The organism is Nocardioides mangrovicus (genome assembly GCF_003674065.1).
GTDB lineage: Bacteria > Actinomycetota > Actinomycetes > Propionibacteriales > Nocardioidaceae > Marmoricola > Marmoricola mangrovicus.
Genome location: NZ_RDBE01000010.1, coordinates 88,241 through 108,905, shown reverse-complemented (window position 1 = coordinate 108,905; position 20,665 = coordinate 88,241). Strand labels below are relative to the sequence as shown.

General features: G+C 71.9%; 21 protein-coding genes. 11 read left to right on the top strand and 10 right to left on the bottom strand.

Annotation, left to right across the window (positions count from 1 at the left end; genetic code table 11):
* Both D9V37_RS15135 and D9V37_RS15130 read right to left on the bottom strand, forming a co-directional pair.
* On the bottom strand, positions 1-447 hold the full coding sequence (locus D9V37_RS15135) for a nucleoside deaminase (protein ID WP_232524943.1): 447 nt from the start codon (positions 445-447) through the stop codon (positions 1-3).
* Positions 444-1,850 carry a purine-cytosine permease family protein gene (locus D9V37_RS15130; RefSeq protein ID WP_232524942.1) on the bottom strand — a complete coding sequence of 469 codons (1,407 nt, stop codon included), beginning with the start codon at positions 1,848-1,850 and terminating at the stop codon, positions 444-446. Before D9V37_RS15130 ends, D9V37_RS15135 begins: the two co-directional genes overlap by 4 nt.
* Positions 1,851-1,944: 94 nt before the next feature.
* Between D9V37_RS15130 and D9V37_RS15125 the strand changes: the two genes are divergently transcribed.
* The 3 genes from D9V37_RS15125 to D9V37_RS15115 are packed head-to-tail and all read left to right on the top strand — an operon-like array spanning position 1,945 to position 5,175.
* Positions 1,945-3,390 carry an NCS2 family permease gene (locus tag D9V37_RS15125; protein WP_121807017.1) on the top strand — a complete coding sequence of 482 codons (1,446 nt, stop codon included), beginning with the start codon at positions 1,945-1,947 and terminating at the stop codon, positions 3,388-3,390.
* A gap of 43 nt (positions 3,391-3,433) precedes the next feature.
* Positions 3,434-3,886, top strand: coding sequence for a MarR family winged helix-turn-helix transcriptional regulator (locus D9V37_RS15120; protein ID WP_198412590.1), 453 nt, complete (start codon positions 3,434-3,436; stop codon positions 3,884-3,886).
* Positions 3,883-5,175, top strand: a complete 1,293-nt coding sequence (locus tag D9V37_RS15115; protein WP_121807015.1) for an MFS transporter — start codon at positions 3,883-3,885, stop codon at positions 5,173-5,175. The genes D9V37_RS15120 and D9V37_RS15115 overlap by 4 nt, the downstream gene beginning before the upstream one ends.
* Here the strand turns inward: D9V37_RS15115 and D9V37_RS15110 are convergent.
* The gene (locus tag D9V37_RS15110; RefSeq protein ID WP_147455962.1) at positions 5,106-5,798 is read right to left on the bottom strand and encodes a hypothetical protein; all 693 of its coding nucleotides are present in this window, start codon (positions 5,796-5,798) and stop codon (positions 5,106-5,108) included. The genes D9V37_RS15115 and D9V37_RS15110 overlap by 70 nt on opposite strands.
* Before the next feature lie 202 nt (positions 5,799-6,000).
* Here D9V37_RS15110 and D9V37_RS15105 point away from each other — a divergent pair, with 202 nt between their 5' ends.
* The 4 genes from D9V37_RS15105 (at position 6,001) to D9V37_RS15090 (ending at position 9,684) form a co-directional block, all read left to right on the top strand.
* Positions 6,001-7,191 (top strand): SAM-dependent methyltransferase, encoded by a 1,191-nt coding sequence (locus D9V37_RS15105; RefSeq protein ID WP_121807013.1) that lies wholly within the window; start codon positions 6,001-6,003, stop codon positions 7,189-7,191.
* Positions 7,188-7,958, top strand: a complete 771-nt coding sequence (locus D9V37_RS15100; RefSeq protein WP_121807012.1) for a hypothetical protein — start codon at positions 7,188-7,190, stop codon at positions 7,956-7,958. Before D9V37_RS15105 ends, D9V37_RS15100 begins: the two co-directional genes overlap by 4 nt.
* Complete coding sequence (locus D9V37_RS15095) at positions 7,958-8,992, top strand: DNA topoisomerase IB (RefSeq protein ID WP_121807011.1); 1,035 nt, start codon at positions 7,958-7,960, stop codon at positions 8,990-8,992. Before D9V37_RS15100 ends, D9V37_RS15095 begins: the two co-directional genes overlap by 1 nt.
* A gap of 158 nt (positions 8,993-9,150) precedes the next feature.
* Entirely contained in the window at positions 9,151-9,684 is a 534-nt protein-coding gene (locus D9V37_RS15090; RefSeq protein WP_121807010.1) for a hypothetical protein, read from the top strand.
* Positions 9,685-9,691: 7 nt separating this feature from the next.
* On the opposite strand, the gene D9V37_RS15085 is transcribed toward D9V37_RS15090, so the two are convergent.
* The 5 genes from D9V37_RS15085 to serC all read right to left on the bottom strand — a co-directional run bounded on the left by D9V37_RS15085 (position 9,692) and on the right by serC (position 15,557).
* Positions 9,692-10,060 carry a DUF427 domain-containing protein gene (locus tag D9V37_RS15085; protein WP_121807009.1) on the bottom strand — a complete coding sequence of 123 codons (369 nt, stop codon included), beginning with the start codon at positions 10,058-10,060 and terminating at the stop codon, positions 9,692-9,694.
* Positions 10,061-10,204: 144 nt separating this feature from the next.
* Positions 10,205-11,362 (bottom strand): acyl-CoA dehydrogenase family protein, encoded by a 1,158-nt coding sequence (locus D9V37_RS15080; RefSeq protein WP_121807008.1) that lies wholly within the window; start codon positions 11,360-11,362, stop codon positions 10,205-10,207.
* Positions 11,359-12,804 carry an NADP-dependent phosphogluconate dehydrogenase gene (gndA, locus tag D9V37_RS15075; protein ID WP_121807007.1) on the bottom strand — a complete coding sequence of 482 codons (1,446 nt, stop codon included), beginning with the start codon at positions 12,802-12,804 and terminating at the stop codon, positions 11,359-11,361. The genes D9V37_RS15080 and gndA overlap by 4 nt, the downstream gene beginning before the upstream one ends.
* 24 nt (positions 12,805-12,828) lie before the next feature.
* Entirely contained in the window at positions 12,829-14,436 is a 1,608-nt protein-coding gene (locus D9V37_RS15070; protein ID WP_158604489.1) for an FAD-dependent oxidoreductase, read from the bottom strand.
* The gene (gene serC / locus D9V37_RS15065; RefSeq protein ID WP_121807005.1) at positions 14,433-15,557 is read right to left on the bottom strand and encodes a phosphoserine transaminase; all 1,125 of its coding nucleotides are present in this window, start codon (positions 15,555-15,557) and stop codon (positions 14,433-14,435) included. Before serC ends, D9V37_RS15070 begins: the two co-directional genes overlap by 4 nt.
* Before the next feature lie 50 nt (positions 15,558-15,607).
* On the opposite strand from serC, the gene D9V37_RS20525 reads away from it, so the two are divergent.
* On the top strand, positions 15,608-16,663 hold the full coding sequence (locus D9V37_RS20525; protein WP_198412584.1) for a bifunctional GNAT family N-acetyltransferase/class I SAM-dependent methyltransferase: 1,056 nt from the start codon (positions 15,608-15,610) through the stop codon (positions 16,661-16,663).
* A gap of 11 nt (positions 16,664-16,674) precedes the next feature.
* Here D9V37_RS20525 and D9V37_RS15055 read toward each other — a convergent pair whose 3' ends face one another.
* Positions 16,675-18,183 (bottom strand): M1 family metallopeptidase, encoded by a 1,509-nt coding sequence (locus D9V37_RS15055; RefSeq protein ID WP_147455961.1) that lies wholly within the window; start codon positions 18,181-18,183, stop codon positions 16,675-16,677.
* Between the two features lie 78 nt (positions 18,184-18,261).
* Here D9V37_RS15055 and D9V37_RS15050 point away from each other — a divergent pair, with 78 nt between their 5' ends.
* The 3 genes from D9V37_RS15050 to D9V37_RS15040 all read left to right on the top strand — a co-directional run bounded on the left by D9V37_RS15050 (position 18,262) and on the right by D9V37_RS15040 (position 20,413).
* Positions 18,262-18,876: a DedA family protein gene (locus tag D9V37_RS15050; protein WP_121807003.1), complete on the top strand. Its 615-nt coding sequence runs from the start codon at positions 18,262-18,264 to the stop codon at positions 18,874-18,876.
* 131 nt (positions 18,877-19,007) lie between these two features.
* Positions 19,008-19,556, top strand: a complete 549-nt coding sequence (locus tag D9V37_RS15045; RefSeq protein WP_121807002.1) for a hypothetical protein — start codon at positions 19,008-19,010, stop codon at positions 19,554-19,556.
* A gap of 239 nt (positions 19,557-19,795) precedes the next feature.
* Positions 19,796-20,413 carry a response regulator transcription factor gene (locus D9V37_RS15040; RefSeq protein ID WP_121807001.1) on the top strand — a complete coding sequence of 206 codons (618 nt, stop codon included), beginning with the start codon at positions 19,796-19,798 and terminating at the stop codon, positions 20,411-20,413.
* Positions 20,414-20,490: 77 nt separating this feature from the next.
* On the opposite strand, the gene D9V37_RS20915 is transcribed toward D9V37_RS15040, so the two are convergent.
* Positions 20,491-20,625: a hypothetical protein gene (locus D9V37_RS20915; protein WP_269778384.1), complete on the bottom strand. Its 135-nt coding sequence runs from the start codon at positions 20,623-20,625 to the stop codon at positions 20,491-20,493.
* Positions 20,626-20,665 lie beyond the last annotated feature (40 nt).

Sequence of the window (20,665 nt, the reverse complement as noted above, 5' to 3'; positions counted from 1 at the left end):
TCAATCTACGCCGATGTCCTCGTGCCACAGGTCGGGGCGGGCGGCGATGAAGTCGGTCATCATCGCCACGCACCCGGGGTCGTCGAGCAGCACCACCTCGACGCCGTTCTCTGACAGCCATTCGTGTCCGCCGTAGAAGGTCTGCGCCTCGCCGATCACCACCCGGCCGATGCCGAACTGGCGGACCAGCCCGCTGCAGAACCAGCACGGCGAGAGCGTGGTGACCATTGTGGTGCCGCGGTAGCTGCGCTGCCGGCCGGCGTTGCGGAAGGCCGAGGTCTCCCCGTGCATCGACGGGTCGTTGTCCTGCACGCGGCGGTTGTGCCCGCGGCCCAGCACCGTGCCGTCGGCGCCGAAGAGCGCCCCGCCGATCGGGATGCCGCCCTCGGCCAGGCCCTGTCGGGCCTCCTCGACGGCGACGGCGAGCATCTCCTCGTCGGTGGTCACACGGCCATCTTGGCGCGCTTGCCCATCGCCGGGTAGAGCACCAGGTAGAGCGCGGCGGCGACGACGAAGCCGACCAGGAAGGTGATGTCACCGACGTGCGGCTCGTGCTTGACCACGAGCCCGACGTACTTGGTCTGGTTCGAGAACAGCCAGATCGAGATCACCATGCCGACGCCCATCGCGATCGGCCCGGCCCAGTTCCGGTACGTCGTGTCCGTCGCGGTCGCCGTGAGCTCCTCGGTGGACTCCCCGCGCCGCAGGTAGCGGTCGGTCAGCACCACGCCGAGCCAGGGGCCGATCCAGTAGGCGATGACGAGCAGGAAGTTCTCGTAGTTCTCGCCGGCGTTCTTCAGGCCCAGGATCGCCACGACGAAGCCGAGCACGCCGAAGACCACCGCGACCACCGCGCGAGCGCGGTGCAGCGGCAGCTTGACCCCCAGCGCCATGAACGACATCGCCCCGGAGTAGATGTTCAGCGCGTTGGCGGCCACGGCGCCGACCGCGATGCACAGCAGGGTTAGGTCGCCCAGGAAGGTCGGCAACAGTCCGGTGTAGACGCCCGGGTCGACGTTCGCGGCCTTGCCGGCGGCGGAGACCATCGCGGCGCCGGCGGTCTCGAGCACCACGCAGGAGACGAAGATGCCCAGGCCGGCGTAGAGCCCGGTCTTCACGCGGTCGACGCTGCTGGGCAGGTAGCGGGTGTAGTCCGAGGCGTACGGGTTCCAGCCGCAGGCGTAGCCGAAGGCGGCGGCCGCCTCGATCAGCCAGGCGCCGGGGATCGGCTTGCCCGGGGCGCCCGGGTCGGACTTGGCGAAGACGATGACGGCGCCGATGAGGAACACGAGCGCCAGGACGGGCAGGGCGTAGCGCTCGAAGGCGTGCACCAGGTTGTGGCCGTAGAAGGCCAGCGTGAGCTGCGCGGCCACGATGACGAGCAGGCACACCACCTTCGGCAGTCCGTCGATCAGGGCGTGCAGCGCGAGGGCCCCGCTGATGCTGTTGACCGCGAACCAGCCGACGCCGGCGATGACGGCGTTGAGACCCGCGGGGAGGATGTTGCCCAGGAACCCGAACCCGGTGCGGCTGAGCACCATCTGGCACAGCCCGTTGCGCGGGCCCCAGCCCGACAGCACCCCGTGCGTGGCCGAGCCGAGGGCGGTGCCCACGACGATGGCCAGGAAGCACTGCCAGAAGCTCAGGCCGAAGAACAGCGGGCCGATGATGCCGACGCCGATGGTGGCGAACTCCAGGTTCGGCGAGGTCCAGGTCCACAGCAGCTGCAGCGGGGTGCCGTGCCGCTCGGACTCGGGGATCTGCTCGACGCCGCCGGGCTCGACCGCGACGGTCCGGTGTCCGTAGTGCTCGGCGGCGATCGGGTTGTCGAGGTCTCCAGTGGTCGTCACGGGCGGCATTCTCGTCCCGTTCGGGGGTGCCGCCACCCCCGACGCGGGTATTTCACGCCGCCGAAACACACCGGTCCACACCGCGTCTGCTTTGATGCCGCCCGTGGACCGGTTCTTCAAGATCAGCCAGCGCGGATCGACCGTTGGGCGGGAGGTGCGCGGCGGCATCGTCACCTTCTTCACGATGGCCTACATCATCGTGCTCAACCCGCTCATCCTCGGCTTCGCCAAGGACGCCGACGGGAAGTACCTCGGCGGCGGCTCGGCCCCGAACCTGGCCGCCATCGCGGCCGGCACCGCCCTGGTCGCGGGCGTGATGACGATTCTGATGGGCCTCGTCGCCAACTACCCCCTGGCGCTGGCCACGGGGTTGGGCCTCAACGCGTTCGTGGCCTTCTCGGTGGCCTCGCAGATGACCTGGGCCGACGCCATGGGCCTGGTGGTGATCGAGGGCGTCGTGATCCTGGTGCTGGTGCTCACCGGCTTCCGGACCGCGGTCTTCCACGCGGTGCCCGCGCAGCTGAAGACGGCGATCTCGGTCGGCATCGGCCTGTTCATCGCCCTCATCGGGTTCGTCGACGCCGGCTTCGTGCGCCGCATCCCCGACGCCGCCAACACCACCGTGCCGGTGCAGCTGGGGGCCAACGGCTTCCTCGACGGCTGGCCGGTCCTGGTGTTCGCGATCGGGCTGGTCCTGGTCATCGCCCTCTACGTGCGCCGGGTGCGCGGCGCCATCCTCATCGCGATCGTGGCCTCCACCGTGCTGGCCATCGTCATCGAGGCCATCGCCAACGTCGGCCCGAGCGTCGACGGCGACAAGGTGAACCCCAACGGCTGGAGCCTCAACGTGCCGCGGCTGCCGGGCGACGTCGTCTCGCTCCCGCACCTGGACACCGTGGGCCACGTCAACCTGCTCGGCTCCTTCAGCAACATCGGCGTGGTCTCGGCCGTGCTGCTCGTCTTCACCCTCATGCTCGCCGACTTCTTCGACACCATGGGCACGATGACCGCCATCGGCGCCGAGGCCGGGCTGCTCGACGAGGAGGGGATGCCGCCGGGCACCCAGCGGATCCTGGTCGTCGACTCGCTCGCCGCGGCGGCCGGCGGTCTCGGCGGCGTCTCGTCGAACACCGCCTACATCGAGTCGGCCTCCGGCGTCGGCGAGGGCGCTCGCACCGGACTGGCCTCGGTGGTCACCGGGGTGCTGTTCCTGCTCTCCATGGTCTTCGCGCCGCTGGTCGAGGTGATCCCCAGCGAGGCCGCGGTGCCGGCCCTGGTGCTGGTCGGGTTCTTGATGATGCAGCAGGTCGGCGGCATCTCCTGGGACGACGTCGACATCGCGATCCCGGCCTTCCTCACCATCGTCTTGATGCCCTTCACCTACTCGATCTCGGTGGGCATCGGCGCAGGCTTCGTCTCCTACGCGCTCATCAAGCTGGTGCGCGGCCGCACCGCCGGCGTGCACCCGCTGCTGTGGGTGGTCTCGGCGCTGTTCGTCGTGTACTTCGCGATCGACCCGGTGCGCCAGCTGCTCACCTGACCCGAGGAATGCTTAGCCTGACTAATGAGTTAGGCTCAGCATCATGACTCCGACCGTGGAGCGCGTCGCGCGCACCGACGCCGGGCTCGCCTCCGAGCTGCGGGTCTCGGTGATGCGGCTGCGGCGTCGGCTCTCCAACCAGCGCGAGGCCACCGACGACCTCAGCGTCGGCGCCCGCTCGGCGCTCGGCGTGCTCTTCCGCGAGGGGGAGATGACCGTCGGCCAGCTGGCCGCCCACGAGCGGGTGCAACCGCCCTCGATGACCCGCACCGTCGCCTGCCTGGTCGACGGAGGCTACGTCGAGCGCCGCCAGGACGAGCACGACAAGCGTCAGGTGCTGGTGGCGATCTCCGCGGAGGGCACCCGGCGGCTGCAGGCCGACCGGCGTCGCCGCGACGAGTGGCTGGCCCAGCGCCTGCACCAGCTCACCCCTGACGAGCGCGCTGTGCTCCGCCAGGCCGCCCCGATCCTCGAAAGGCTTGCGTCACTCGATTGAGCCCTACCTTCCGCGCCCTGCACAACCGCAACTACCGGCTCTACGCCGCCGGTGGCGTCGTCTCCAACACCGGCACCTGGATGCAGCGCGTCGCGCAGGACTGGCTGGTGCTCCAGCTCCACCACGGCAGTTCCTCCGCGGCGGCCACCGCGCTCGGCATCACCACCGGCCTGCAGTTCCTGCCGATCCTGCTGCTCTCGCCCTACGCCGGGCTCCTGGCCGACCGCTTCGCGAAGAACAAGATGCTGCAGGCCACCCAGGCGTGGATGGGGCTCAGCTCGCTGCTGCTCGCCGTTCTCGCGCTCACCGGCGTCGTGGAGCCGTGGATGGTCTTCGCCGTCGCCTTCTGCTTCGGCATCGGCGCGGCCTTCGACGCCCCCGCCCGCCAGTCCTTCGTCAGCGAGATGGTGGGCCCCGACGACCTCGCCAACGCCGTCGGCCTCAACTCCGCCTCCTTCAACCTGGCGCGCGTGGTCGGGCCGGCCGCCTCGGGCTTCCTGATCGCGCTGTTCGGCTCCGGCGTCGCCGCCACGGGCTGGGTCATCCTGCTCAACGGCCTCAGCTACGCCGCGGTCATCTACGCCCTGCGCCGGATGCGCGAGTCGGAGCTGGTGCGCCTCGAGCGGGCACCCCGCGAGCCCGGCATGATCCGCGACGGGTTGCGCTACGTCCGCCGTCGCGCGGACCTGAAGCTGGTGCTGGTGGCCGGCTTCTTCGCCGGCACCTTCGGCATGAACTTCCAGATGACCTCGGCGCTGATGGCCACCCAGGTCTTCCACAAGGGCTCGGGCCAGTACGGCCTGCTGGGCACCACCTTGGCCGTCGGGTCGCTGACCGGTGCGCTGCTCGGCGCGCGCCGCGAGGGCCGGCCCCGGCCGTGGCTGGTGGTCGTCGCCGGCCTGGCGTTCGGCACGGTCGAGATCGTGCTGGGCCTGATGCCCAGCTACGTCACCTTCGCCGCGCTCACCCCACTGCTGGGGTTCTCGCTGCTGACGATGCTCAACGCCGCCAACACCACCGTCCAGCTCTCGACGGCCCCGCAGATGCGCGGTCGCGTCATGGCGCTCTACATGACCCTGGTCATGGGCGGCACCCCGGTGGGCGCCCCGGTCGTGGGCTGGGTCGGCGCCACCTTCGGGGCCCGCTGGACCCTCATCGGCGGTGGCGCGATGTCGCTGTTCGGCGTGCTGGTCGCCTACGCCCTCTACGGCGGCGGACGTCAGGCCCTGGTGCGCTGGCGCTCGGCGGGCGACGCGGCCGAGACCACCGACGAGGCCATGGCGGCCTGAGGGAAGCGCTCCTCGCACAGCACCACGACCCGCTCCAGCAGCCCGACCAGCCGCTCGTCGCGCTCCTCCCCGAGCGCCTCGGCCACCCCGGCCACGGAGGCGCGGGCGATCACCGGCGCGCTGCGGCGGTTGAAGCTGCGGGCGCTGGTGCTGCGGCCGCGGCGCAGGAACCGGTACGCCCAGTCGCGGGCGTGGGGCTGGGCGTCCAGTGCCGCACGGATCTCCGGGCGCATCGCCTCGGTGGGACGTCCCTCGAGGTCGTTGAGCACCTCCTCGCAGCGCACCAGCCCGACGGCGGCCACGCGCTGCCGGGGGGCCGGGGCGATCGGGAGGGCGATCAGCGCGACCTCCTGGGCGATCCAGGCGTCGGCGCGCGGGTCGTCGGTGGTGAGGCCGACCACCGAGGGGATGAGCGGGACGATGCGGCTGCGGGCGCCGTCCTCGACGTAGTCGTTGACGTCGCGGGCGACCGCCGCCAGGAGGCCGTGCGTGCACGCGGGATGGTCCGACCACTTCTCCCCGGCCAGGTAGGAGGCCATCTCCATGAAGCACGCGCCGCGCTTGGCGTTGCGGTGCTTGCCGCGGGAGAGCACGGGCATCATGTCGGGCAGGGAAGCAGTCATCTGCGCACCATCTCCGAGAGTCGGCGCCGGCCGAGGAGGCCGGCGTACTGAACAGTCTGCGCCCGGACGGCGGCCTTCACCACCCCCCGATTTAGGGTGGTGGACGTGCATCCCCGCTATAGGCGCCTGGTCATCCCGTGCGCGCTGGCCGGGTTGATCCTCATCGTCGCCATCACCTCGCTGCTGCGATGAGACCGGCGCGATGACCCAGCCGCTCGACGTCGCGCTCGCCCGGCTGCGCGCGCTGGTGCTGACCCAGGAGACCCTCGTGCGCGCCGTCGCCTCGGGCCGTCGGCGAGGCACGACCCCGCCGTGGCGCCGCGCCGAGCTGCGCTACGTCGACCTCAAGGCCGGGCGCCGGCTGCAGGTCACGACCTACGACCAGACCCAGGCGTTCACCGCCAACCACGCGCCGGGCGCCGAGAGCGCCGCGGCGCTCGATGCGCTGCTGGCCGAGCCGTTCGCGAACTGGCTGGTGGAGACCACCACCGAGACCCACCAGCTGCGGGTGACGAAGAAGGGCGAGGCGGTCGTGGGCGTCACCCGCGCCGCTGCGGAACCCGACCGGTCCCACGACCACGACAAGGCGCGACTGCTGGCCGAGGACCACCCGGTGCTGCGAGCGCTCGGGATCGCCGACGAGCACGGACGGGTCAAGCCCAGCCGACGGGCCAAGTACCGCCAGGTCGAGGAGTTCGTCCGGCTGCTCGACCAGGCCGTCACCGACGCGCTCTCCTCGGGTCGGCTGCGGACGCCCACGCCGGAGGACCCGCTGCGGCTGGTCGACCTGGGCTGCGGCAACGCCTATCTCACCTTCGCCGCGGCGGCCCACCTCGCCCAGCGGTCGCTGCCGGTGCGGGTGGTCGGGGTGGACACCAAGGCGCAGGCGCTGGCGCACAACGAGCGGGTGGCCGACGAGCTCGGTGCCGACGCGCGCTTCGTGCAGGGCACCATCTCCGGGGCCGACGTCGACCCGGCGCCGGAGGTGGTGCTCGCGCTGCACGCCTGCGACACCGCCACCGACGACGCGCTGGCCCGCGCGGTCGGCTGGGAGGCGAGCCTGGTGCTCGCCGCTCCCTGCTGCCACCACGACGTCGCCGCCCAGCTGCGGCGCGCGCCGACGCCCGAGCCGTACGCGATGCTCACCCGCGACGGCATCCTGCGCGAGCGGTTGGCCGACACCCTCACCGACGCGCTACGGGCCTCGCTGCTGCGGCTGGAGGGCTACCGCGTGGACGTCGTGGAGTTCGTCGGCTCCGAGCACACGCCCCGCAACACGCTGTTGCGGGCGGTGCGCACCGACGCCGCCCCGCGCGAGGAGGACCGTCGCGCGCTGGCGGAGCTGACCGAGGTCTGGCAGGTCACCCCGAAGCTGGCCGAGCTGCTCGGATGATCCCGTTCCTCGCGGCGGTGCTCGCCGCGACCGTCTTCACCGTGCAGGACCCGCGCATCGACGAGGACAGCGGGATGGTGGACCTCGGCTCGCTGACGATTCTCACCAACGACAGCGGCGACGCCGGCCGGGTCTTCGTGCTCGACGACCACGGCCGCACCGTCGGGATCACCGACTACGGCAGCCAGGTCGACGCCGAGGCGCTCGCCCCGGCCAACGCCGGGCACGTGTGGGTGGGCGACATCGGCGACAACGACCGCGAACGGCGCTTCGTGGTGGTGCGCAAGGTGCCGGTCGGCCGCGGTGAGCGGACGGTGCAGGTGCCGGCGTACCGGCTCATTTACCCCGACGGCACGGCCCACGACGCCGAGACGCTCCTGCGAGATCCCCACTCTGGGAGGTTGTTCGTCGTCACCAAGGCCCTGTTCGGTGGAGTGGTGTACGCAGCCCCGCAGCGCCTGGACCCCGGCGCCGACAACCAGCTGACCAGCGTGGGGTCGATCAACGACTTCGCCACCGACGGCGCGTTCCTCTCCGACGACCAGGTGCTGGTCCGCGGCTACACCGACGTCGGCGTCTACGCCTACCCCGGGTTCCGCCGGCTCGCGACCTACCCGCTGCCCGCGCAGCGGCAGGGCGAGTCCATCTCGGTGGGCCCCGGTGGGCGGGTCCGGATCGGCTCGGAGGGCGTGCGGCAGCCCGTCGTGCAGCTGCGGCTCTTCGACGCCGGCACGGCCGTGCGCGCGGCGCTGGCGGTGGGTCGCTGATGGTCCGGCTGCGCACGGTCTCCCCGCACGACCCCGGCTACACCAGGCGTCGCTCGGGCAAGGGCTTCAGCTACCTCGACCAGCACGGCGAGCGGCTCGGCCGGCCCGACGTCGAGCGGATCAAGGCGCTGGTGATTCCGCCCGCGTGGCAGGACGTCTGGATCTCCCCGGTGGCCAACGGCCACATTCAGGCCGTCGGCACCGACGCCGCCGGCCGGCGCCAGTACCTCTACCACCCGGACTGGCGGACCAAGCGCGACGCCGAGAAGTTCCAGCGGGTCACCCGGGTGGCCAAGAAGCTGCCGAAGGCGAGGGCCGCACTGGCCGAGCACCTGGCGCAGGAGGGCATGCCGCTGGAGCGGGCCGCGGCCACCGCGGTCCGGCTGCTCGACCTGGGCTACTTCCGCATCGGCAGCGACGTCTACGCCGAGAACGACTCCTTCGGCCTCACCACGTTGGAGAAGCGGCACGTCTCGCGCCACAAGGACGTGCTGGTCTTCGAGTTCGTCGGCAAGTCCGGCGTCGAGCACCGCATCGAGATCGACGATCCGGACGCGATGAAGGCCGTGGAGACCATGCGACGTCGCCGCGGCGGCAGCGAGCGGCTGATGGCCTACAAGGACCTCGCCAACTGGGCCGACCTCGACGCCGCGCTGGTCAACGCCTACCTGCACGACAGCGTGGGGGAGGACCTGACGGCCAAGGACTTCCGTACCTGGCACGCCACGGTCCTCGCCGCGGCCGCCCTGGCGGCCTCCGAGGAGCCGGGTGACACCAAGGCCTCGCGCAAGCGGGCGGTCAGCGCCGCGATGAAGGAGGTCTCGGCCTTCCTCGGCAACACCCCCACGATCGCGCGCAACTCCTACGTCGACCCACGCGTCATCGACCTCTACGAGGACGGCGTCACGATCTCGGCCGCCGTCGAGCGCGAGTACGACGGCCCGGTCGAGCGGCAGGCGGCGATGGAGAAGGCCGTGCTCCGGTTGCTGAACATCTCCCCGGAGTCGGCCTCGCGCCGCCGCCGGAAGCGGTAGTCCGTGACGAACGGACCCCTGATCGGGCCGGATCGGGGTCCGTTCGTCACGGACTACCCGTCGGCGTGATGCAGACTGACGCCGAGCGGAGGTCGACAACGATGAGCTCAAGTACCCCTTCGGTGGCGAGGTCCGCCGCGCGACCGCGCACGTTTCCCATGCTCGTCCTCGCGGCGGTCTCGGTCGCCGCGTTGGCCGCGTGCGGGCACCAGGCGGCCTCGGTGGACCTCTCGGCGATCTCGACCTCCTCGACGACAGGCAGCACGGTGTGCGGAGCGCTCCCGCGTCACGCGGTCGAGCTGGCCCTCGGCACCGACGACCTGCGCGTGGTGAAGCGCGGTGCGGGCCTCGACGCGATCGGGTCGACGGACGTGACCAGCTGTCAGGTCTACCGCCCGGGCTCGACGACGTGGTCGCTCGACGTCGCCTTCGCCGACTTCAAGGGCACCGAGAACCAGCAGCTGCTCGCCGAGTTCCAGCAGCGCAGCGGGAACCGGGAGAAGAAGCTCCCGTCCGACCTCGGCACGGGCCTGGTCGACTCCCCCTGGTCGACCGGGTCGCCCAGTGCCCAGGTCACGATGATGAACGGCGAGAAGCAGCTGCAGATCACGCTCGCCCGGGTGCCCGCCCGACGCGACCAGTCCGAGGACGTCCTTGCGCTCGCTCGGCTGCTGAAGCCGTACTTCGCCTAGGGCTGGCTCAGCCGATCTCGACGCTCGCCTTGTCGGGGTACCAGGCGACGTGGTCGGTGATCTCGGCGACCGCGTCGTAGGCCTGGTGGTAGGTCCAACCGGCGTCCTCGACCGCGCCGTCGGCGGTGGTGACCGTGTAGTAGGAGGCGTCGCCTTTGTAGGGGCAGTGGGTCGACGTCGCGGTCTCGCTCAGCAGCGAGGCGTCGACGTCGGCCAGCGGCACGTACTGCACCGGCGGGTAGTCCGCCTCCTGGAGGGTCAGGGAGCGGGTGGACTCGGCGACGACGGTGTCGCCGATCGTGACGCGCACCGTGCCCTCGGTGGGGGTGACGGTGATGGGGTGCTTCTCGTCGGGGATCTTCTGTCCGCGGGTCATGGGTGGTGAACGTCGCAGGGCGGCGTGGGCTTCCCAGCGTCGGCGGTCGGGTGGTGTCGACGTGCTCAACCACTTCCGGGTCGGTGGTTGAGCAGCTCTGCGAGCCCTGCGAGCAGGCGCGTCGAAACCACCCCGCCGCCGACGTCAGAACGCGCTGATGCCCGTCTCGGCCCGGCCGATGAGCAGCTTCTGGATCTGCGAGGTGCCTTCGTAGAGGGTCATCACCCGGGCGTCGCGGACCAGCTTCTGCACCGGGTACTCGTCGACGTAGCCGTAGCCGCCGAAGACCTGCACGGCCAGGTTGGAGGCCTTCACCGCCGCTTCGGAGGCGAACAGCTTGGCCTTCGAGGCGGCGGTGCCGAACGGCTCGCCGGCGTCGACCAGCGATGCGGCGCGCCAGGTGAGCAGCCGCGCGGCGTCGGCGTCGACCGACATCTCGGCGATCATGTCCTGCACCAGCTGGTAGGAGGCGATCGGCTTCCCGAACTGCTGGCGCTGCTTGGCGTAGGCGACCGACTCCTCCAGGCAGGCCTGCGTCAGTCCCGTGCAGCTGGCGGCGATGGCGATGCGGCCCTTGTCGAGGGTCTCCATGGCGTACTTGAAGCCCTTGCCCTCCTCGCCAACCAGCGCCGAGGCGGGCACGCGTACGTCCTCGAGCACCAGCTCGGCGGTGGCCTGGCCGCGGAGTCCGAGCTTGCCGTGGATGGTGTTGCGGGTGAAGCCGTCGAGGTCGGTCGGGACGAGGAACGCCGAGGTGCCCCGCGCGCCCGGCTCGTCGGGGTTGGTGCGCGCGATGACGAGGGCGACGTCGGCCCAGGTGCCGTTGGTGATGAAGATCTTGGTGCCCGAGATCAGCCAGTCGTCGCCGTCGCGGACGGCCTTGGCGCGCATGTGGGCGGGGTCGGACCCGTGGTCGGGCTCGGTGAGGCCGAAGCAGGCCAGCGAGGTGCCGGAGGTGATCCGCGGCAGCCACTCCTGCTTCTGCTCCTCGCTGCCGTGGGCCAAGATCACCTTGCCCACCAGGCCGAGGGAGACCGAGACGATGCCGCGCACCGAGGAGTCCGCGCGACCCAGCTCCTCCATGCCGATGGCGTAGAGCACGTGGTCGCCGCCCACGCCGCCGTACTCCTCGGGCATGGTGAGACCGAAGAAGCCGATCTCGGCGAGCTTGGGGATCAGGTCGGTGTCGACCTGCTCGTCGCGGTCCCAGCGCTGCCGGTGGGGGACGACCTCCTTCTCCAAGAAGTCGCGTGCTGCCTTCTGGAAGGCGAGCTGGTCCTCGTTCGGGCGTAGATCGATCACGCCTCGACCTCCTTGCGGTCGTCGGTGGCCCACTGCGTGTGGAACGTACCGTCCCGGTCGACGCGCTCGTAGGTGTGGGCTCCGAAGTTGTCGCGCAGCCCCTGGATCAGGGCGGCCGGCAGCCGGTCGCGGCGCAGCGCGTCGAAGTAGGAGAGCGCCCCGGCGAAGCCCGGCACGGGCACTCCGGCCGCGGTGGCCGTCGTGACGACGCGGCGCAGGCCGCGCTCGCCCTCGCGCAGGGCCGTGGCGAAGTACTCCTGGGTCATCAAGGTGGTCAGGTCCGGCTCGTCGTCGAACGCCTCGCGGATCCGGTCGAGGAACTTCGCGCGGATGATGCAGCCCCCGCGCCAGATGGTGGCCATCTCGCCGGCGTGGATGCCCCAGTCGTGCTCGTTGCTGCCCTCGACGATCATGTCGAAGCCCTGCGCGTAGGCCACCACCTTGGCCGCGAACAGCGCCGTGCGGACGTCCTCGACGAAGTCCTCGCCCACCTCGGGGGCGTCGAGCTTCTCCTCGAACACCTTCTGCGCGGCCTCACGTTGGGCGTCGTGGCCGGAGACGCTGCGGGCGAAGACCGCCTCGGCGATGCCGGTGACCGGGACGCCGAGGTCGAGGGCCACCTGGACGGTCCAGCGGCCGGTGCCCTTCTGCTCCGCGGAGTCGGCGACGACGTCGACGAACGGTCGGCCCGTGTCGGCGTCGACGTGGGCCAGCACATCGGCGGCGATCTCGATGAGGAACGACTCCAGGTCGCCCTCGTTCCAGCGGCGGAAGACCTCCGCGAGCTCGGCGGGCTCCTGGCCGGCGACGCTGCGCAGCACGTCGTAGGCCTCGGCGATCAGCTGCATGTCGGCGTACTCGATGCCGTTGTGCACCATCTTCACGAAGTGACCGGCGCCGTCGGGGCCGACGTGGGCGGCGCAGGGAGTGCCGTCGACCTGCGCGGCGATGTCCTCGACGATCGGGCCGAGCCGCTCGTAGGCGTGGTCGGAGCCGCCGACCATGATCGAGGGGCCGTTGAGCGCCCCCTCCTCGCCGCCGGACACGCCCATCCCGACGAAGTGGATGCCGTGCTCCTCCAGGGCCTGCTGCCGGCGCACGGTGTCGGCGAAGTGCGCGTTGCCGGCGTCGACGAGGATGTCACCGTCGTCGAGCAGCCCGGTGAGCTCGTCGATCACGGCGTCGGTGGCCTCGCCGGCCTTGACCATGATGATGATCGCCCTTGGCTGCTTGATGCTGGCCACGAAGTCCGACAGCGACTCCGAGCCGACGAAGTCGCCGTCGGAGCCGTGGGCGTCGAGGAAGTCGGTCATCTTGCTGGTGGTGCGGTTGTGCACCGCCACCGTGTGTCCGTGCCGGGCCATGTTGCGCGCCAGGTTGCTACCCATCACGGCCAGGCCGGTGAGCCCGATGTCCGCGGTGGCGCGAGTCTCGTCAGTCATGCAGCCAACCTACGTTCGCCCCGATCACCCCTGGGGCTGACCGACGTAGTGGTCGGCGAGGTGGTCGGCGAGCCGCAGCGCCAGCATCACCAGCGGCAGGGTGGGGTTGGTGTAGCCGCCGGTCGGGAACACCGAGCTGCCGGCGACGTAGAGGTTGTCGACGGTGTGCACCCGCGCGTCGGCATCGACCACGCCGTCGCGGGGGTCGGTGGCCATACGCGTGGTGCCCATGTGGTGCGGGCCGCCGACGATGCTGCGCTGCCACGCGGGGTCGCGCAGCAGCCGGATGCCGGGGCTGTCGGCCGCCGCGTGCGCCACGTGGTCCACCCAGCCCTCGACGCTGGCGCGGTCGACGTCGGTGACCTGCCAGTCCAGCGACGCCCGGGGGACACCGTGTGCGTCGCGGCGCCGGTCCAGGCGCACGCGCGAGTCCGGGTTGGGCGCCTGCTCCCCCCGGACGTACAGGGCGCGCACGTCGGCGGCATCGGTGAGGCCGAGGCGGCCGCGCCCGCGTGTGAAGCGGGCCCGCTGCAGCTCCTCGTGGTGCCGGATCAGTCGACGCACCACCCGACGGTCGTGCGGGTGGAGGTCGGCCGGGACCAGCTCGGTGCGCCCGGCCAGGGCGTTGCGCCGGGCCACGTCGTCGACGAGCAGACGCAGCCGGACCGGCAGCGCGAGGTAGGGCTGGCCGTAGGTGTGCGGCGCCGCGGTGAGGGTGAACGCGGCCGCCAGCAACCGGTCCGCACGACGCGTCGCCGGCGACCCGGCCAGGGCGGGCCCCCAGGCGGCGCCGCCGCCCCTGCGGTCGTGGCGCAGCGCGGCGAACAGGGGAGAGCGCGAGCGGTCCTCGTCGAGGGCCAGCAGCCCGACGTGGGCGTGCACGTGGTCCATGAAGTAGCGGCCCACCAAGTCGTGCTCGTTGCCCAGTCCTGCGACCAGCAGCAGCCGGGCGTTCTCGATGCCGCCGGTGGCGAGCACGAGCAGCCGGGGCCGGACGACCAGGTGGGCGCCGTCGGCCGTGGCGACGACGAGACGGTCGATGCGTCGACGCGTGCCGAGCGCCTCCATCGCCACCACTGTCGCGCCCTGGAGCAGCACGACCCCGTCGTCGGCCGGCCGGGCGCCCAAGGCGTGCGAGCCGACGGAGTGCCGCAGCGGGCTGAACTCGTAACCGACCACGTCCATCCCGGCCGCCGTCGCGAAGGCGTCGTCGTCCACCCCCGGCTCCAGATGCGGCGGCTCGGCCGGGAGACCGAGCAGCGACCGGGCCGGGGCCAGGTACGGATCCAGGTCGGCCGCGCTGAGCGGCCAGCCGCTGCCCGGCAGCCACGCGCGCGGCCGCAGGTCCTCGGCGTCGAGCGCACGACACCAGCCGCCCCAGACCTGGCCGCTGCCACCGACCGCTCGCAGCCGGCTGCGGTCCAGCCGCCAGGTCGGGTGGCCGACCACCGTGCCGCGGTTGAGGCGCTGCGTCCGCAGGTCCGGTCGGTCCAGGCCGCTCTCGAGGAGCAGCACCGACCGGCCCCGCTCGGAGAGCCGCGCGGCGAGGGCCAGACCGGCCGGGCCCGCGCCGACGACGCACACATCCGCGTCCGGCACCCGCGTGCGGGCAGTGGCGGTCGAGACGATCACCGGTCGGTGGTCGCCATCCTGGCCACCACGTGGTCGATGCACGCGGTCAGCGCCGTGACGTCGGCCGGGTCGATCGCCGGGTACATCGCGATCCGTAGCTGGTTGCGACCCAGCTTGCGGTAGGGCTCGGTGTCGACGATGCCGTTGGCCCGCAGCGTGGCGGCCACCGCGTCGGCGTCGACGCCCGCCAGGTCGATGGTGCCCACCACCAGCGAGCGGTGGGCGGGGTCGGGCACGAACGGCGTCGCGTACGACGTCTGCTCGGCCCACCCGTACAGCGCCTGGGAGGAGGCGGTGGTCCGCTCGACCATCGCGGCCAGCCCGCCGAGCCCCAGCATCTGGTCCACCTGCTCGGCCAGCAGGAACAGCGTGGCCAGGGCCGGGGTGTTGTAGGTCTGGTTCTTCCCGGCGTTCTCGACGGCGACGGAGAGGTCGAAGAACGCCGGCACCCAGCGCTCGCTCGCCGAGATCTCGGCGACCCGCTCGAGCGCTGCGGGCGACATCAGTGCGATCCACAGGCCGCCGTCGGAGGCGAAGCACTTCTGCGGGGCGAAGTAGTACACGTCGGTCTGCGTGAGGTCCACCGGCAGGCCACCGGCCCCCGACGTCGCGTCGATCAGCACGAGCGAGCCGTCGTCGACCACCCGGCGCACCGGCGCCATCACCGCCGTGGAGGTCTCGTTGTGCGCCCAGGCGTAGACGTCCACGCCCTCCTCGGCCACCGGCGCCGGCAACCCGCCCGGCTCTGAGGTGATGACGCTCGGGGCGGACAGGAACGGCGCCGCCTCGACCGCCTTGGCGAACTTGGAGGTGAACTCCCCGAAGCTCAGGTGCTGGCTCTTCTCGCGGATCAGGCCGAAGGTCGCGATGTCCCAGAACGCGGTGGACCCGCCGTTGCCCATCACCACCCGGTAGCCCTCGGGCAGGTCGAACAGCGCGGTGAGGCCCTCGACCACGCGACCGACCAGCGCGCGCACCGGCGGCTGGCGGTGCGAGGTGCCCATCAGCGTCGTCCTGGTGGCCGCCAGTGCCTCCAGTGCCCCCACCGGGATCTTGGAGGGGCCGGATCCGAAGCGTCCGTCGGCCGGCTTGAGGTCGTCGGGGATCGAGATCTGCGCCACCCCGTCATCCTCCCAGCCGAGCCTCGGGGGCGGTGTGTGAGGCTGCGCCGGTGGACATCCGCCGCGTCCCGATCACCCATCCCGACGCCGCCCGGCTGGTCGAGGAGGTGCAGCAGGAGTACGTGGTCCGCTACGGCGGGCGCGACCAGACGCCCATCGACGCCGACGCCTTCGAGGGCGACCGCGGTGCCTTCTTCGTCGGTTACGACGGCGCGGAGCCGGTGGCCACCGGTGCCTGGCGCCGCTCCGAGGTCCCCGCGCTCGGCGCTGACCGGACCTGCGAGATCAAGCGCATGTACGTGGTCGCCGACGCCCGCCGTCGCGGCCTGGCCCGGCAGATGCTCGCCCACCTGGAGCGCTCGGTCGTCGAGGCCGGGGCCGAGGTGATGATCCTGGAGACTGGCAACGCCCAGCCCGAGGCGATCGCCCTCTACGAGCAGGCGGGCTACGAGGCGGTCGAGGGCTTCGGCTTCTACCGCGACGCCCCGCTCTCGCGCTGCTTCGCCCGCCGGCTGGTGCTGCCGGGCCAGCAGGAGTGGGACGCGCAGGCCGACGGGTTCGACGACGAGCCCGACCACGGACTGGCCGATCCGATCACCCGCACGGCCTGGGGCGAGCTGTTGGCCGAGCTGCTGCCGCCGCCGCCGGCCTCGGTGCTGGACCTCGGCTGCGGCACCGGGAGCCTCGCGGTGCTGCTCGCCGAGCGCGGCCACACCGTGACCGGCCTGGACGCCTCGCCCCGCATGCTCGAGCACGCCCGCGCCAAGGCCGCGGCCGCGGGGGTCGCGCTCGAGCTGTGCCACGACGACGCCAACGCCCCGCACGTGGCGGGCGGGACGGTCGACGTCGTGGCGGAGCGGCACGTGCTGTGGGCGATGACCGACCCCGCCGACGCCGTCCGCCGCTGGGCCGACCTCCTGGCTCCCGGCGGCCGGTTGGTGCTGGTCGAGGGCCAGTGGCACACCGGGGCCGGCCTCGACCCGGACCTGGTCGTCGACCTGGTCCGGGCCGCCGGTCTCGAGCCCACCCTGCGCGACCTTCCCGACCCCGCGCTGTGGGGCGGTCAGATCGCCGACCGCCGCTACGTGGTGACCGGGCTGCGCTGAGTGAGCAATGCTTACCGCCGCTCGGTCTGCTGGGCCACCCGCTGCACGTCCATGATCTTGGCCAGCGAGATCGGGGTCGGGTAGCGGGACGTGCCGAAGTGCGGCGGGAAGCCGTTCGCGACGGTGGGCGCGGGGCGATGGGCGGTGAAGAGCCAGACCCTGAAGAAGCGGTCCAGCCGCTTGCCCGAGACGCGCTCGGCCAGGGCCACGAACTGCGAGATCCGGCCGTTGGCGTAGCGGTGCTCGCGGGCCCAGGAGCGCATGATCCGCAGGAACGTGCGGTTGCCCACCCTCGTCCGCAGCGCCTGCAGGGTCATCGCGCCACGGTCGTAGACCGGGTCGTCGAACTCCTCGCCGGCGCCGGGGTTGCCGATGCGCTGCCGCCAGAACGTGTCGTCGGCCGGGTGCTGGTCCCAGGTCGCCCGGAACAAGGACGCGGCCGAGCCCTCGCCGTGCCGCTGCGACCACATCCACTCTGTGAAGGTCGCGAAGCCTTCGTTCAGCCAGATGTCCTTCCAGCTGTGGACCGAGACCGAGTCGCCGTACCACTGGTGGGCCAACTCGTGCACCGCGACGTAGACGTTCGGTCCGTTGCGCCAGAACTTCCGCGAGTAGTTCGGCCGCGTCTGGTTCTCCAGCGCGAAGCCGAAGTCGGCGGCGGGGGCGATGCCGCCCATCTGCTTGAACGGGTAGGGCCCCCACAGCGAGGACTCGAAGTCGACGATCTCCGGTGTACGGGCGAGATCGGCGGCGGCGTAGGTGCCCTCCTGGCCGCCGTTGGAGGCCACGGCCGTGATGACGGGGATGCCGTGCGAGCGCGTGCGCGTGATGTCGAACTGGCCGACGTCGAAGAAGGCGAGGTAGGTGGCCATCGGAGAGGTCTCGCGCCAGTGCCAGGTGCGTTGCCCGTCGCGGACCCGGCTGCTCACCAGGTTGCCGTTGCTGAGCGCCTCCAGGCCGTCGGCCACCCTCACGTGGACGTCGAAGGTCGCCTTGTCGCGGGGATGGTCGTCGGCGGGGTACCACCAGGCGGCGATCTCTGGCTCGTTGATGGCCAGGGCACCGTCGGCGGTCTTGATCCAGGGCCGGATGTCGCCGTCGGCGACCGTGGAGGGCACGCCGGCGTACCGGACCCGCACCACCATCTTCTGTCCGGCCGCGAGCACGTGCCGGGGCCGGACGACCAGCTCGTGCGGTCGCTGCCGGAACCGGGCCGGCGCGCCGTTCACGGTGACCTCGGAGGCGGTCAGCATCAGGTCGAGGTCGAACCGCGCGAGCCGTTGCGTGGCGTGGGCGGTGATGGTGGTGTCGCCGGTGAGCTGGTCGGTGGCCGGGGTGTAGCCGACGTGGATCGCGTAGTGCGCGACGTCGTAGCCGCCGTTGCCGTAGTCGGGGTAGTACGGGTCGCCGATGCCGGGCGAGCCGATGCCGTTGCCGGGTGAGGCGAAAGCGGCGCCACCCAGGGGCAGGCAGACGGCGATGGCGAGCACCACCGCCACCCGCCGCAGAAGTGAAGTCATGAAGGTGTCCTCCCGAGACGGCCGCGTCGCCGCGGCCTGGACCTCCACCCTCACACGGGTCACCGACACAATGGGGGAGTGGGCCACCTGGTCGAGGGCATCCTCCACCTGCCGCCGGCGTGGTTGCTGCTGGTGGCGGGCCTGCTGGTGTTCGTCGAGGACGCCGTGTTCGTCGGGTTCGTGGTGCCGGGGGAGTCGGCCGCCGTCCTGGCCGGCGTGGCCACCGCGATCGGCGACGTCTCGCTGCCGGTGGCCATCGCCGTGATCGTGCTCGCGGCGATCGCGGGCGACTCCGTCGGCTACGAGGTCGGACGCCGCTACCTGACCCGCCTGCTCCGGCTGCGGATGATGGCGCGCCACCGCGAGCGGGTCGAGCGGGCCCGCGGATTCCTGGCGCGTCGCGGCGGCGTGGCGGTGTTCCTGGGGCGGTTCACCGCGTTCTTCCGCGCGATGATGCCGGCGCTGGCCGGCGCCGCGCACATGCCCTACCGGCGGTTCCTGGTCTGGAACGCCGTCGGCGGCCTGGTCTGGGGCACCGGCTTCGTCCTGCTGGGCCACCTGGCCGGCGCGTCGTACCACGCGGTGGAGAAGCAGGTCGGGCGCGGCGTCGCGGTCGTCCTGGTCGTCGTGGTGGTGCTGCTGCTGGTGGCGTGGCGGGTGCACGCCCACCGGCAGCACGACCAGGACGCCTGACCCCGACGTCCACGCCCGATCCCGTCCCGATCGGTTTCCGCGGCCTCCGCGCCGGGTTGAACCCCGGCCCCACACGATCGCGAAGGGGGACCATGGCCACGCCTGATGCAGGCCAGCGTGTGGGAGATCCCGTGACGTTGTCGCGCACCGCCCTGGGCCTCGTCGTGACCGCGTTCGTCCTCGCCGCGTGCGGCACTCCCGACGTCGACACCTCGGCCATACCGACCTCGGCTCCCTCGGACGGGTCGTCGCTCTGCGGGGCGCTGCCCCGCTCGGCGGTGACGTTGGCGACCGCCACGTCCCACGTCCGGATCGAGGCAGCCTCGGACGACCTGCGGACCATGAGGTCCGCCGACTCGGCGAGCTGCTACATCGACGAGGCGGGTTCGGATGGTCGGCGACTGGTCGACGTCACGTTCCAGACGGGCGCGCAGAGCGACAACGAGGCGCTCCTGCGCCAGTTCGAGCAGGGGCCGAAGAAGAACAGCGAGGCCGTTCCGGCAGATCTGGGCACCGGCATCCTGACCGATCCGTGGTCGAGCGAGTCGAACAGCGCGCAGGTGACCATGACGGACGGTGGGAAGCGCCTCCAGATCGCCATCGTGCGCGGTCCGTCCGAGCGCGACCAGGGCAAGGATGTCCTCGCGCTGGCTCGCTTGCTGGAGCCGTACTTCGGCTAGGCGAGGTCTCCAGCGTGCGTGCCGTAGGCCGCCTCCTCGCGCTGGCTGGCTGTTGAGGCCCTACTTCTCGGCGGGAGCACCGCCACGGGGAGACGCACCTTAAGGTGATCACGGCCGGCGCAGCGCCGGCGTCGCTCGGGACGACACGGCACGACGGGGCAGTTGGGGACAGACCAGTGGGGACTGGCGCAGCGGGGACCGGCGCAGTGGGGACCGGCGCAGTGACGCAGCATCCGAGGGTGCTCGTCGCCGAGCGCGACGACGGGCTGGCCGGGCTGCTGCTCGCCTGGCTGCGCGGAGCCGGCGTGGGGGCGGAGCGGATCGGCGCCGATGCCGACCTGGTCGACGCCGCCGGTGACCACGCGGCCGAGGTGGTGGTGGCCGGCCCGAGCATGATCGAGGCCGGGTTCGAGGACGTCGTGCCTCGGCTGGTCGCCCACGGCTCGCGGGTGCTGGCCATCACCGACGACCCTGCGGCACGCACCGCCTCACTCGTGCTGCTGGCCGGGGCGTCGGGGCTGCTGGTGCTCGACGACGACCTGGCTGGTGAGCTGCCCAGCGCCGTCGATGCGGTCGCCGCCGGCAGCTCGGCGCTGCACCCCGACGTGGCGGCGCTGGTGCTGCGGCGCTGGCGCGAGGACCAGCGTCGGACGGCGCCGCCCCAGGTGGTGCTCACGCCGCGAGAGCACGACGTGCTGCGCGGGCTCACCGACGGGCTGACCAGCCGGTCGCTGGCCAGCCGGCTGGGGGTGGCGGAGAAGACCATCGAGGCGCACCGCTCGCGCCTCTACGCCAAGCTCGGAGCACGCAACCAGTCGCACGCCGTGAGCATCGCCGCCGAGCGGGGACTGTTGTGAAGCGACCGTGCGTCCGTGCCCTACATGCCACGAGGGGCGGAGGGCACCAGCCCTCCGCCCCTCGTGCCGTCCTGGGATCAGGAGACGTTGATCGGCTTGCCGCCGAAGGTGTAGCCGTCCGACTTCGGGTGGTAGGACTTGTCGACGTCGAGCGTCAGCTCGTGAACGCTAGCGACGAGCGTGATCTCGGGGCTGGTGTAGTCCTGCGACATGGTGGGCTCATTCCTGGTGGCGCTGGGCACGCTGCGGTTC

Excerpts from the sequence above, each read along its gene's own strand:
- D9V37_RS15055 (WP_147455961.1), bottom strand. The coding sequence starts at position 18,183 with ATGACTTCACTTCTGCGGCGGGTGGCGGTGGTGCTCGCCATCGCCGTC.
- D9V37_RS15125 (WP_121807017.1), top strand. The coding sequence starts at position 1,945 with ATGCCGCCCGTGGACCGGTTCTTCAAGATCAGCCAGCGCGGATCGACC.
- D9V37_RS15090 (WP_121807010.1), top strand. The coding sequence starts at position 9,151 with ATGCTCGTCCTCGCGGCGGTCTCGGTCGCCGCGTTGGCCGCGTGCGGG.
- gndA (WP_121807007.1), bottom strand. The coding sequence starts at position 12,804 with ATGACTGACGAGACTCGCGCCACCGCGGACATCGGGCTCACCGGCCTG.
- D9V37_RS15110 (WP_147455962.1), bottom strand. The coding sequence starts at position 5,798 with ATGACTGCTTCCCTGCCCGACATGATGCCCGTGCTCTCCCGCGGCAAG.
- D9V37_RS15100 (WP_121807012.1), top strand. The coding sequence starts at position 7,188 with ATGATCCCGTTCCTCGCGGCGGTGCTCGCCGCGACCGTCTTCACCGTG.
- D9V37_RS15105 (WP_121807013.1), top strand. The coding sequence starts at position 6,001 with ATGACCCAGCCGCTCGACGTCGCGCTCGCCCGGCTGCGCGCGCTGGTG.
- D9V37_RS15085 (WP_121807009.1), bottom strand. The coding sequence starts at position 10,060 with ATGACCCGCGGACAGAAGATCCCCGACGAGAAGCACCCCATCACCGTC.
- D9V37_RS15120 (WP_198412590.1), top strand. The coding sequence starts at position 3,434 with ATGACTCCGACCGTGGAGCGCGTCGCGCGCACCGACGCCGGGCTCGCC.
- D9V37_RS15095 (WP_121807011.1), top strand. The coding sequence starts at position 7,958 with ATGGTCCGGCTGCGCACGGTCTCCCCGCACGACCCCGGCTACACCAGG.
- D9V37_RS20915 (WP_269778384.1), bottom strand. The coding sequence starts at position 20,625 with ATGTCGCAGGACTACACCAGCCCCGAGATCACGCTCGTCGCTAGCGTT.